Annotated in this window: 7 protein-coding genes and 1 pseudogene; 4 read left to right on the top strand and 4 right to left on the bottom strand. The window is 38.5% G+C overall.

The features are described from left to right. Positions 1–142: 142 nt before the first annotated feature. Positions 143–490 carry a hypothetical protein gene (locus tag TASI_RS02740; RefSeq protein WP_228359762.1) on the bottom strand — a complete coding sequence of 116 codons (348 nt, stop codon included), beginning with the start codon at positions 488–490 and terminating at the stop codon, positions 143–145. Between TASI_RS02740 and TASI_RS07780 the strand changes: the two genes are divergently transcribed. The 4 genes and pseudogenes from TASI_RS07780 to TASI_RS02755 all read left to right on the top strand — a co-directional run bounded on the left by TASI_RS07780 (position 453) and on the right by TASI_RS02755 (position 11,179). After that, positions 453–761 (top strand): putative sulfate exporter family transporter, encoded by a 309-nt coding sequence (locus TASI_RS07780; RefSeq protein ID WP_081462449.1) that lies wholly within the window; start codon positions 453–455, stop codon positions 759–761. The genes TASI_RS02740 and TASI_RS07780 overlap by 38 nt on opposite strands. Then, positions 718–999, top strand: a pseudogene (locus tag TASI_RS02745) (DnaJ C-terminal domain-containing protein); the annotation flags it as partial. The gene TASI_RS07780 and the pseudogene TASI_RS02745, both read left to right, overlap by 44 nt. Before the next feature lie 171 nt (positions 1,000–1,170). Continuing rightward, the gene (locus TASI_RS02750) at positions 1,171–1,530 is read left to right on the top strand and encodes an ESPR domain-containing protein (protein ID WP_014111236.1); all 360 of its coding nucleotides are present in this window, start codon (positions 1,171–1,173) and stop codon (positions 1,528–1,530) included. A 58-nt stretch (positions 1,531–1,588) separates the two neighbouring features. After that, a complete protein-coding gene (locus TASI_RS02755; protein WP_014111237.1) occupies positions 1,589–11,179 on the top strand; it encodes an autotransporter outer membrane beta-barrel domain-containing protein in 9,591 nt (3,196 codons plus the stop codon). 88 nt (positions 11,180–11,267) lie between these two features. Here the strand turns inward: TASI_RS02755 and rpmG are convergent, their stop codons facing one another. From rpmG to TASI_RS02770, 3 genes are all read right to left on the bottom strand, one after another. Beyond that, the gene (gene rpmG, locus TASI_RS02760) at positions 11,268–11,435 is read right to left on the bottom strand and encodes a 50S ribosomal protein L33 (protein WP_014111238.1); all 168 of its coding nucleotides are present in this window, start codon (positions 11,433–11,435) and stop codon (positions 11,268–11,270) included. 17 nt (positions 11,436–11,452) lie between these two features. Then, the gene (gene rpmB / locus TASI_RS02765; RefSeq protein ID WP_015551972.1) at positions 11,453–11,689 is read right to left on the bottom strand and encodes a 50S ribosomal protein L28; all 237 of its coding nucleotides are present in this window, start codon (positions 11,687–11,689) and stop codon (positions 11,453–11,455) included. A 125-nt stretch (positions 11,690–11,814) separates the two neighbouring features. After that, the gene (locus tag TASI_RS02770) at positions 11,815–13,218 is read right to left on the bottom strand and encodes an MATE family efflux transporter (RefSeq protein WP_014111240.1); all 1,404 of its coding nucleotides are present in this window, start codon (positions 13,216–13,218) and stop codon (positions 11,815–11,817) included. Between the last annotated feature and the right edge of the window lie 2 nt (positions 13,219–13,220).

Below are 13,220 nucleotides of genomic sequence, written 5' to 3' on the forward strand. Positions count from 1 at the left end.
GAACTCACCGTCTCAGGTGGGCTTAATCATATGCAAAAAAATTATTTGCAGTTCTTGCTTACGCTTTTATTCAAAGAGCCACCATCTAAATACACATCGTTAATTTCGCAAGCTCCAGAACTTAAGCAATTCACATCCCAGATCACAACCTCAGATTCTCCGATTTTAGCGAGCAAAATATTTTTGTGATTTCACTAAATGTGATTGATTGATTGAAATCGGGCTTATCCGCATTCCACATAATATTTTCTTTTACACCGCAAGAATTACCGTTGCGTGTTGATTTCTCAAGTTTCAACAAAGAATCTTTTAATCGACTTGAGGCCGCTCCATAAACAACATCCGTAGATTTAGCTTTGCCGTCGCTTTCAAGAACAGCTACATACAATTTTGCAAGAAAATCGGACTGCAAATTTGTGGTGTTTTCTTGAGCTGTAACTGACGAGACACTTTTGCTTGGAGCCTTAGTCGGTAATATCTTTCCCCGCATTCTCAATCTTGTAGTTTTAAGCGGCGTTTACGCAAAGTGTACGAGAGAGGCTCTTCGTCTAGGAATCATATTGTATGGTTTTAGGATAACGCTTGATCAAATAATGCTTGTGGGATACGAGGGCATTGCCTACGCATTTATTTTCGTATTTAGTACTTTTTTTGTTGGCTTCTTCGCTTCGCGAGCAATGGGTCTGGATAGGCAATCTGCTTCGCTCATTAGCTCAGGAAGTGCCCACTCTTCAGGGCAAAGCGAATATTACTGTTGCTGAAGGTACGCAATCAGGTAAGGTATTCCGCTTAAAAGGTAAGGGTATTCAAGGTGTACGCTCTTCTGTGCCTGGTGATCTTTACTGTCATGTTCATATCGAAACGCCTGTTAATTTAAGCGATGAGCAGAAAGATTTGCTACGTCAGTTTGATGCGACAATTGAGAAGAATTCGGGAAAAAATTCACCTCAAAATAAGCATTGGACAAACAAAGTAAAAGATTTTTTTAGTAGTCTATAAGTTAGAATTTTCATTATGACCCACCGAAACGGTGGGTTTATTTTTGTTACACATAGATAAGTTCTATATAGAACCTATTAAAAAATCTTACAATGTTTCAATATTTGTAATTTTAATTTCCTAAAATTACGGGGTTTGATTTTTAAATAATAATTTCTAATTGAGGGTTGTATGAACAAAATTTTCAAGGTTGTATATAACAAAACACTTGGTTCATGGGTTGCAGTAAATGAATTTGCCCGAGGTTACTGTAAGAATGTAAGCACTAAAAAATTAATCGCTTCTTTAGCCCTCAGTGGGATGGCAATGGGTGTGCTTGCACAGACAACTACTGTGGATTTGACAACTTTGAGATTTGATCCAGCTGCTGACGGAGTACCTACAGATTCTAATGGACCTTGGGGTGATAATGCGGGCGAAGGACCTATTGTTGCGGGGGCAGGGGAAAGTAAAATCTTAACAGGTAAACTTTCTGGTATGATTCAACCTACAGGGGGGGGGTGCATATCTTGGATGGTGGCTAAGTGCTAAAAATTTTAATGCTGCTAAAGAAATAATTAAAACAATCTACGAACCAACTAGTGAACAATTGGCTAATGATAATAAATTATTAACGCCTGATCAATTCAAAAATTATCTAGCCCAAGAAGGAAATGTTTTTTTAGAAGCATCACAATCTCTTACAAGATCCGCTAGAAAGTTAATTGAGTACAAAGACAAAATTACAAACCTACCAACGACATTATCTGTTTATGATACTAATAAATTAAGTTATTGTTTCAACGCTTATAGAGATTGTTATGGTTATAGACTCGATTTATATAATCCTAATCCTACATTAAACCCATACACATCTACTAGGGTAGCAACAGCTAAAGATGGTGGGGTGCTCGATATTGAACTTGATGGTGGTAACGTAGGAAATAACCAAAATACTTTATCGATAGCTCTAAAAAACTCTTCATTATTTGTAGCTAAAGGTAATGGAAGTACTATCAAATTAGGTACTAACAGCAAAACTTTATATCTTAATTTTAGAGATTCTTATGCTTTATCTAGGGGGCAAGACGTTCCAATAAAAACAGAGCCAGAAAAGAGATGGTACGAATACTACAAACCCAGAGGAGAGTTTGTCCCTAAAATTGATAATATAGTATTAGATTCTCAGAATGTTCAAAACTTAGAAGACTATAAGGCTTATAACGATTATCTAATTTCAAAAGTTAAAGACGGAACAATAAAAAATGAAAATCAATACAATATTTTAATGGATCAGGCATTGAGAACTGAAAAAATAAGTGTCTTAATTAAACCTGAATATTTGTACAACTCAAATGAAGAATTAAAACAGCCAGTTGGTGATAGATCATTGCTACTCGCAGATAATGGTGGAATTATTGAAATTAAGCCTAATGCAAAACTTCAGTCAACTGCTATCAATGGTGGAGATGTAACTAAACAAAAATATACAGCTGTAGGTATTGCTAGGGGTGAAGGCAGTTTAATAAAAAATCAAGGAACTATTACACATATTAGAGGAGATAACGGTGCAGGTGAAGGTTTAATCGCTATAGACGGAGCTAAAGTTATTAACGAAGGCTCCATTATTAACCATTCGTATTGGGGGGCTTGGGGTGAGTATTCATTAGTAGCTACAGGAAAAAATTCCGAAGCCATTAATAAAGGAATTATCAAATCTAACGGAGATTTTGTTAAAAATATGGCTGCCTTCGCAGGTGGTAGAATTCTCAATGATGTAAATGCAAATATATACCTTCAGAGTAACCCAAGGAGTCGTGGTAGCGTCATAGATTATTTCTTTGCTGGCATGTATATGGAATCTAGTACTGCAACTTCAGAAAATAAAGGTTCTATACATATAGGATTATCTTCAGATAACCAATTATTAAAACTTCATAACTTAAAACTAAATGGTGTTTTGTTAAGGGGTGATGGTAAGGGTACTGGTGAATTTGTAAATAATGGTTTAATAAAAATTTATGAAAATGTTGATCTAGCTAAAGGAATTTTCCTAGATGGCAAAAACTATACTGTTACTAATAATAGAGACATAGAAATTCTTGGGCATAATCCAGAACTATCCTATTCCAATATAGGGATTGCATACACAGGGGCTCCAGGAAATCGCTTAACAAATAACGCTAATATTATAGTTAAGGGATCTAACAATATTGGAGCAAAGTCATACGCTTATAATAATGCTGCAAACTATGATAATGAATTTATTAACGCTGCTAATTCCAAAATAATTGTTTTTGAAGCTATAGAAGGCGGGTTGCCTAACTATGGTGTTTGGGCCGAAGGAGGAGTTATCAGGGTTGAAGGTAATGTTGAGTTACATGGTAGTAAAACTATTGCCATTCATGCAAGAAATAAAGGGAGAGTAATTCTTGGTGAAACTGCTTCTGTTTTAATTGAAGGTGATGGCGTTGGACAAGTGTCTTACTTTATACATGGCAAAGATGCAAGTATTATTAACAATAGCACTCAGTCACTTATCGCCAAGGGTGCTAGTTCAACACTATTCAGGATTGATGGCGGTGCAGTTTACAACGGAACTGCTGAAGAGGGTAAAGCCCCACCTACTTTAGAGGCTAAAGGTAATGGATCAGTTGCATTATTGATTACAGATAAGGATCAAGCATCTAAAAAATCATCTAACGTTATTACAGGTAATGCCACAATAAATGCTACTGGTGAAGACTCTATTGCACTTAAAGTTGCGGGTGGTGCAACTGGCTTACTTAGTAGAGAAACAACCTTAAATTTATCTGGGCTTAGAGCTAAAGCAGCTGTTGTAGATGGCATGTTAACTTCAGTGGCTGGAGATGAGGTAGGAGTTAAAGAAAATACTAAACTAGTTTCAGAATCAAATATAACTTCTTCAACTTCTGCTCAAGATTCAAGAGCTTACACAGTTACCAACTTAGGCGAACTTGAGAATCGTGGAGACGTTAATCTTCAAGGTAAGGATGAAATTGCTGTTGAATTAACCAAAGGCGGTAAATTAGTTAATCACGGAAATATAGTAGTCGCAGGTGCTCATAAAGATGGATCTACTCAAGCAGTTGCAGCCGTGGACGTATCAGGTGCCTCTGACTCAGGCGTTCAATCAAAATTTGAACATAAAGCAGGCAATATACAGCTCACTAATGGTAAAGCCACTGACGCAGCTATTCGTTTAGGTGAAGGTGCATCACTTGATATGTCGGGTGAAGGTTCTACTGAGGCGACAATCAAAGCTGGTGGTGCTGCGAGTGTAGTTCTTGTAGATACAGGTGCAACAGGGCTTACTCTTGGAGCAAATACACTATCCTTATTAGCAGGTGGTACTGGTGCTATTGTAGAGAATAAGGCTGAAATAGAGGGCATTGCCACAAAAGAGACTACTTTTGAAGTGACAGATGGCATTGCTATTCGATCAGGGACTGCATTAGCTAATGAATCTAGCGGTACCATTAATATTACTGGATCAGGTACGGGTATTGTTTTTGCGAACAGGAAAGCAGATGCAAGTCTTAGTGGAGATGACCGTTGGGAAGAAACAGATGAAAATCTAACTGTTGGCGGAATCGATATTAATGTTAAGGACGGGGCTACTGGTAGAGCACTGTATATCAATACTTCAGGTTCATTTAGCAGTGCAGCAAATATCAATCTTGAATCTACTGATGCTGGAGCTGCTTGGGATATAGATAATGCGGGACCAAGCCTTACTAATAGTGGAAATCTGACATCAAATTCCACTAATGCTATTATCGACCTAAAAGAGTGGGTTAAGAAACATCCGCAAGATAACGTATTCACAAACAATGGAAATATCACGTCTCCAGACGGTGGGGTAGCTATCGACTACTCTGCAACAGCTGATTCCATTATTAGTTTTAAAAACCTTAAAGCTGATCCTTCTTCAACTGAAGCTGGACCAACAATTACGGGAGAAATTAAATTTGGTGAAGCTCAAGTTAATCTTGAAAATAGCGGAGTATTAGAAAATAAGGTTGTTACTAAGGCTAAAGATGATGAATTCCATATTTTTGGAGCAAATGCTGATGTAAAAGGTGGTATTGATGCTGGAGAGGGAAATAATACAATTTTCATACAGTCTGATACTCCTAACAATAATTCATCAGCCAAACAAACTGGTCATATAACTGCAGGTGCAGGCGATGATACATTCAGAATGGCTAATGGCTCCAGTATGTCTGGAAATCTATCTCTAGGTGATGGAACAAATACAATCACAATAAAAGATGAAGATACCACATTTACAGGTGAAATTAATACTGGTTCGGGCATCGATACATTAAACATTCAGGGATCATCAAGTGTTGATTCCTCACTTGTAAATTTACGTGATGGTAATAATGATATTAAAGTTTTGGATTCTACAGCATCCATAGACAATCTTATAACTGGAGCTGGCGAGGATGAACTTTTAGTTGATGCATCAGGCAATTTAGAAGCCAATATCAACCTAGGAGAAGGAACTAATTCCATCACAAACGGTGGAACACTTAATTCAACTGTTTTATTAACTGGATCTGGCGATGACTCTTTAATTAACTCAGGCACACTAAAAGGAGATGTAAATCTTGGTGAAGGAGAAAACTCTTACATAAATAGTGGAACCTCAACAGCCGCTATTAAATCTGGCTCTGGATCTGATACTTACGATTTGCAAGATGGCAGCATCAATGACGGTAGTATCAAAACAGGTGAGGGTGCGGACACAGTAAATATTAATGATGTCAAATCAGCTAAGTCTATTGAAACTCAAGAGGGCGATGATAAGGTTAATGTAACTGGATTAACTGATGCAAATAAAGCGGCTTTAGGCATTCTTGATGGTGGTGATGGTACGGATACATTGACATTTAATAGTTCTAAAGCATTGTTCTCAACGGATGAGCAACAGATAAGTAATTTCGAGAGCATTGTTTTAAATCAAAACTCTGATATAGAGATTAAATCATTAGGCTCAGGTGCATCTGCAGCCAAAGTTACTATCAACGATTCATCACGTTGGTATCATAATCAGTCAGATGCAAGCTCAGATGTTGCTCTAGCTTATAGTGTAAGTTCTGCTGCTACAGGTGTTCTTGAGGTAAATACAAATAATCAAAATCTTAACTTCACAGGTTCTGATTACACTCAACATTTAGGTACTACAAAATTAACTAACGCTAAACTTGAACTTAATGAGGCTAATATAAAAGCTGTTAAGGCTGGTACTTTAGAACTTTCTTCCGAAGCAGAAGCTTCTGTTGTCATACAAAATCCTGACATAACTGAGGAAATAGGTAACCTAAGTCTCACTGGTGGCTCTCTAATTATTGATAAACCACTATTAGCCCTTAAGCCAGGTTCTGAAACTGCTGCTCTTAAAGTAAAAGATTTAAATGCTGATAGCGGGACTGTAAAACTTACTTCAGGTGAGTTCCTAAATGACTTTGACCAAAATGGTGCATTATCAGATATCTCACAACTTGGACTTCTTGCTCAAGATGATGGGGAAATTATCGCCAATATCGTTAAGGCAACAGGAACAGTAACAGAAGGCAATTTAGAACTTACAATCGATAACCAAGCGGCGCAGCAAAGCGACAAAAGCATTGCCATCAAACAAGGAGGCGAAAAAGTTGCCGATGCTAAGTATGGAATCGGAGCTCAGGTTGCTGCTAGCGGCGATAACAAAGGTATTAATGCCATTTATGCACTTAAAGAGCTAAATATTTTAGCGGGCAAGATGCTAGATCTTCGAAAAGCAGGCGAGGGTGATGCGGCAGTGCTTTCTGCAAAAGTGACAGGCGAAGGCGGTATCAAAGTTAATGCTCAGGATGAAATTTCGCTCAAAAACGAAGCAAATGCTTATAAAGGTGCAACGCATGTAGAGTCTGGCAAACTTACTCTCGCTTCAGATAATGCGACTGGTACTGCAGAATCGCATACAAGCAAAATCATTTTAGAGAATGGTACTGAAGTTGCGACCGATTCGAATAAGGTGGCTCACTCAGATGCACTTGATGCGAAGGAAGGCTCTAAAGTTACGCTTAACGATGGCACTTTGAATCTACACCACTCGAATGCTTCTGAAGCCTCTAGTAGCATAGCAGGCGAAGGGGCTTTGAGCGGCTCTGCTAAATCGAAAATTGTTCTTAATACTGCAGAACACGCTTCTAGCCTAGTTATCAAGAAAGCAAATAGTGCATTCTCAGGCACTGTTGAAGCTCAAGATAACACATCGCTTGTACTTGAAAATCTTGATTCAATTGGCAATGGTAAAGTGACCGTCTCAGGATCAGGAAATGCTACGCTTAAAGCATTAAGCGGTGTATTTGATAATGTTGTAAGCGGAGATGGATCTCTTGTAGTAGATGGTGGAGATGTTGAATTAGCGGCTGATAATTCTGCTCTCACTGGCACTGTTGATATCAAAGATAATTCGATTGCAAAAGCTAAGAATCAAAATGCACTTGGTACTGGAGTAGTAAATACAAACGACACTGGTAAGCTTGAACTAAGCACCATGACTGGTGATGCTGGCAAGCTTAAGGTTGCTATTAAAGGCTCTGGTAGCGTTGAGACTTCTGAAGGTGCACAAGTTGAACTCACTAAAGATAGTACTGAGTTTGATGGAATTTGGAATGTGCTTGAGGGAACTAAATTAATTGCCACAAAACTCTCTCAATTTGGTACAGGTGAGGCTGTAGCTGAAGGTACAGTTGAACTTAAAGGCATTAAGGGTGAATCAGGCAAACCTGAAATACTCTCTACACCTACAATCTCTGGAGCAGGTGAAGTTGCATTAACAAATGCCTCTTACATCTCTTTAACTAAAGACTCTAAAGTAGATGAGTTCACAGGAAACTGGAATTTAGCTAAAGGTACTAAGCTTCTCAGAGATAACTCAGAGGCATCAGCTGAGGTCTCATTAACCGATAAGGTTAAAGGAGACGGTACATACGCAGTAGATGCAAACAATCAGTCAGTTGCATTTAACGGTAAGTATGATGAGTTTAATGGCTCTTATGAGATAAATAACGCGAAAGTTGAACTTAATCCTCAAAACGTTAAGGCTACTCACTCTGGAACTACATTAGTTCTAAATAAAGGGGCGGTTGCTGATGTACCTAAATTCGGTAATCCAGCTGCACCTGTTGAGATTGGCTCATTAACGCTTAATGGTGGCGAAGTTAAATTAAATAACGCAATCATCGCATTTAAAGAGAATGTTCCTGCTTCGCTTAAAGTTGAGAACTTAAATGTTCAAGCGGTTGTTGATCCAGTTCTTGGAGCTACAGGCGATAAATCTAAGGTATCAGTAATCGCTGATGAGTTTGTATCTAATCCTCTAGCAGAAAATGAGAAAGCACTTCTTACTCAGGATGATGCAGAGAATAAAGTACTTCTAATCGAAGCAACAGGTAAAGTAGAAGGAGAAGAATCAAATGTAGAGGTTGTATTTACCGATAAAGACGGCAATAACATCTCTAATCCAGCTAAACTTGATATTGTTCAACACAATGAAGCTGTAGCTAAAGGTGAATACGACCTTGCATCGCATCTGCAAAAAGGGCAAGATGGTGAAACTAAGAAAGGTCTTTATGCTTCCTATATTCTTAAATCACTTGAACTTCTAAAAGATAAGCAACTCTCTTTGGTAGCAGACCCTGCAAATACAGCTGAAGGTGCAAATACACTTTCAGCTAAGCTTACAGGAGAAGGCGGTTTAGATATCGGCACTGGCAATGATGACCCTAACACTCACAAAGTTGAAATAGCAAACTCTGCTAATGAGTTTACAGGCGATACTAATGTTTTAGGTGGCACACTTATCGCAGGCTCAGAAAATGCTCTAGGTTCTGCTGATAAACACACAGCTAATTTAAATGTTGATCCTAATGCAGTGTTTGAAATCAAAGAAGGATTAGATACGACTAAACCTGTTCATATTGGATGCTTAAACGCTCAGAAAGACTCTACCGTAGACCTTAAAACAGGCAAACTTGTGGTTCATGGTGATTGTGCAGATGGTCTAAGCACTGCCAAAGAAGGCACTCTTAAAGGGCTTGATGGTAGTGAGCTTGAAGTCGTAGGCACGGAGGCTATGAAATCTCATCTTAAATCTGAAGGTGCTCAAGATGAATTAAATAGCAAAATCACTGTCAGTGAGCATGGCATCTATGAGATAGGTCATGAAGATGGTGCAGGCCATGGTCCAGTGGCAGTTGCTCAAAACGGTAATTTTGTAATCAATACAGACGGTAATATCGATAATGATCTCTCTGGAGATGGTTTGGTATCAGTTAAAGCTGATAAAACTGTAGAACTCTCAGGCGATAACTCTGGTTTAACAGCCACTTCAGAGCTTGATATTGAAGATGGTGCAGACGTTACAGCTAAAGAGAAGAAAAACCTTGGCTCAACAACAGTTGATACCAATAACTCAGGTACTATCAATTTAACAGCCAATGGCACAATCGATGCAAAAGTTAAAGGTAATGGTACTCTTAATTTTGATGGTCGCTTAGAGTTAACACCAGAGACATTACCGAACTTTGGTGGAGATTTGGTTGGAGCCGATGGCAGTACGCTTATTGCAGGCTCAAATGACACACCTATTGACCTTAAGGTTAAGAAACTTGCTATAGGTACAGGTTCTACTTTTGCGGGTGTCGGCTCTATAGCAGGTGATATCGAAAACAATGGCTCATTTATCGTAGGAGATGAAGACAAAGGACTTGCAGCTGATCAAGCACAAGGACCTGGCTCTAAATCTGATTATATTGTGGGAGGTAATTTCACTAATAAAGCAGATGGAACAATATTCCTTGGTGGTGAAAAAGACGATCTAGATAATGTAGGTTCAACTCTAAGAGTTGAAGGAGACTATGTTGGAGAAGAGGGCTCTAAGTTAAAAGTAAACACTATCTGGAATAATCCAAATGAATCGGTAACTGATGCTCTTCATGTTAAAGGTAAAGCCTCTGGTTCTACTAAAGTAGAAGTAGGTAATAACGGCGTAGTACGTGGTGATGTTATTCCTTATGAGGACGATAAATACTCTGAAGACGTAGTAACCGTAGACCAAGATCATGAGGGTAATGTGTTTACTGGTTCAGCAGAGACTGAGGGAGCAGAACAGATACAGCTTGTTAAAGTGGGTAATAACTATAAGTGGAAACTTAAAGGTACGTTCTCACAATCAGTTCCTGGATATTTGCAAGGGCCTACGATTAATTTAAGTACAGGGTTTGCAGACCTTGGGACCTTAAATGAGAGGATTGGAGCTCAGTCTCAATCTACAAATGCTGGTGGTAAGGTTTGGGGTCGAATCAGAGGCACAGATCTAGAATTAACAGGCTCTAAGCAGTTCTCCTCTAAGTCTACATCTACCTCATGGCAGTTTGGCTTTGACCTTGCGACTAAGTACAAGGGTCTAAATGCAAGAAGTGAGACTGGGGTGATGTTTGGCTACACAAACACAGATGTGGATACGTTTGATAAAGAGAGAAAAGTAAACGGCATAGTAGTGGATGATAAGTTAGCAGGTGGTATCACAACAGATGCCCTAAGCCTAGGAGTCTATCACACTAACTATAACCCTAATGGTTCGTACTTAGATTTAGTAGGACAAGTGAGTAAACTTAAAAACAAATACAATGCACGCAATGGTATTAAGGTTGATCAAAGCGGCTGGAGTGCGTTGCTATCGGCAGAGATTGGACATAAGTTTGCACTTGGTACTGCAGGTGGATTTATCGAACCACAAGCACAGCTTGCCTACCAACATCTAAGCCTAGATGACTTTAAAGACAAAGCTCGTGAAGTCAAGGGAGTGGATGCAAATGCCCTAAGAGGCAGAGTTGGTGTAAGGATGGGATATGACTTAGCCCCTAAAGCATCTGCAGTAGGCAGCTCGGTGTATATGACAGCTAACTTAATCACAGATTTAGCATCAAATCCGAAAGTGAAAATCGGTAAGGATAATGTGGAAGAGAAATTCAACCGCACATTCTTAGAGATTGGCTTAGGAGGACAAGCATCTATGAGTAAGTCTTTGAACCTATATGGTGATATAAGAGTACAGACTAATGTAGGCAGCAAAGATCGCTCTGGAATCAAAGGTCAGATTGGTCTTAAGTATAGCTGGTAGTAGTAAGGGTCCTTTGGACCCTTGCGATAAGCCCAAAATACAAAAAAGCCCACCGTCACAGGTGGGCTTAATCATATGAGCATTCTTATTATTTAAGCTTAGTTTCTTTGTATTCTACATGTTTACGAGCAACAGGATCATATTTTTTGATAATCATTTTATCTGGCATGCTACGTTTATTTTTTGTAGTAGTGTAGAAGTGACCTGTGCCTGCTGAAGACTCAAGTTTAATTTTTTCGCGAATACCTTTAGCCATATCTATCTCCTATGCTATTAAACTGATTGACCGTTTTTACGCATATCAGCTAAAACGGCATCAATACCTTTTTTATCGATAGTACGTAAAGCATTAGAAGAGATGCGTAGACGAACCCAACGGTTCTCACTTTCAACCCAAAATCTATGAGTTTGAAGATTTGGAAGGAAACGTCTTTTAGTTTTGTTATGTGCGTGTGACACATTATTTCCGGACATTGGGCGCTTGCCGGTTACTTGGCATACTTTAGCCATGATTATTTACCTCGTTAAGTTAAAAGATCTGTATTTTTGGCTCAGACCAACCTTATGTGATTTCCAAATAGGAAAACGTTAATTTTATTCTAAAAATATTTTATATGCAAATAACTTATTGAAATTTATGACTTTTTGCGATTTAGTAGCTCTTTTTTGTAGTAAAAAGGCATATTATTTTTTCTAGATTTAGGAAGTAGAGTACGTATTACAAAAATATACCAAGAGCCCAAAATAATAGTACATACATAAAGAGAAATAGTAATCATAGTCCACATGGAAGAGATACCAACGGGAGCACCAGGCACAATAAAGTCAGTTAAAAACGTAACTCCGCCTTTGCCAGAACCGAATCCAAAATAAAAACCTCCTATCATCCCTATACCCAATAAGATAATCGATTGAGTCACAAATGGTACTGTAGCAATTTTGTGAGCTCTCAATATATATGGAACATAACATTGCAAAGCATCAGCTAAATGGAAGAATGGAATTATCGAAATCATAATTAAGGTGATTTCTGCTACATTTGCATCGTTTGTGTATAGAGAGACTAACGGCTCTTTAAATACTATTACAAGCACAGCTAATATGGCATATCCAGCCAAAACTAAATAAGTGCCAATTTTTACGGTGTTATAGGAGAGAATATATTTTCTTGCACCAATAGCTTGAGCCGCTAAAGCTGAAGTTGCAATGCTTATCGATTGAGGAATCATATACATCACTGCGACTAAATTAGTCATAATCTGATGGGCCCCAGAAACGAATTTGCCTTCTCTAGCAACGAATAAAGCCATAAATGTGAATATACTTATTTCTACTAGATATGAACCCCCCATAGGGATACCAAGTTTCAATATTTGCTTTATATATTTAAATGTTGGGCGACCTAAGTGAAGCTTATATTTTTTATATACGGGGTTACCGAATAAAATCCATAAACCTATACCATAGGTTATCCAGCTTACAATCAAGGTAGAGAGACCAGCTCCAGCACTTCCAAGCTCAGGAAACCCAAATTTTCCAAATATCAATATCCAATTTAATATCGCCTTTGATGCAGTTCCCACGATACTTATGTACATGATATGTCGTGGATGCTGAGAAGATGTGCTCACTGCATATACAGCCCTATACATAAGCATAGCTGGCAATGCCAAGTAACTTATCCGCAGATAAATTGTAATTTCATCACGTACCTCTTTTGAGACATCCCCTGACATCGAAAGCCACAAATCTGGAAATAGCATAAGTAGCCCTGCAACTAGAGATAAAATCAAGGCTAGCCATGTCCCTTGGCCCCAAAAAATCCCAACTTCAGAATTTTTACGAGCACCGATTAGCTGAGAAATTATCGGGATAATCGCATGCACAACCCCCATCAAACTAATGCTTATAGTAACGAATATGGCAGAAGCTAAACTCATAGCTTGCAAGCTAGTTGAGCTGTAATTTCCAAGCATCATTGTGTCTAAAACTGCATATGATATACCAGCTAGCTGACCTATTAATATAGGCCAGATCATTG

The sequence above is a fragment of the Taylorella asinigenitalis MCE3 genome, assembly GCF_000226625.1.
Lineage (GTDB): Bacteria > Pseudomonadota > Gammaproteobacteria > Burkholderiales > Burkholderiaceae_B > Taylorella > Taylorella asinigenitalis.

Coding starts and splice junctions, on each gene's coding strand:
- TASI_RS02740 (WP_228359762.1), bottom strand. CDS start 490: ATGCGGGGAAAGATATTACCGACTAAGGCTCCAAGCAAAAGTGTCTCG.
- TASI_RS02750 (WP_014111236.1), top strand. CDS start 1,171: ATGAACAAAATTTTCAAGGTTGTATATAACAAAACACTTGGTTCATGG.
- rpmB (WP_015551972.1), bottom strand. CDS start 11,689: ATGGCTAAAGTATGCCAAGTAACCGGCAAGCGCCCAATGTCCGGAAAT.
- TASI_RS02770 (WP_014111240.1), bottom strand. CDS start 13,218: ATGATCTGGCCTATATTAATAGGTCAGCTAGCTGGTATATCATATGCA.
- rpmG (WP_014111238.1), bottom strand. CDS start 11,435: ATGGCTAAAGGTATTCGCGAAAAAATTAAACTTGAGTCTTCAGCAGGC.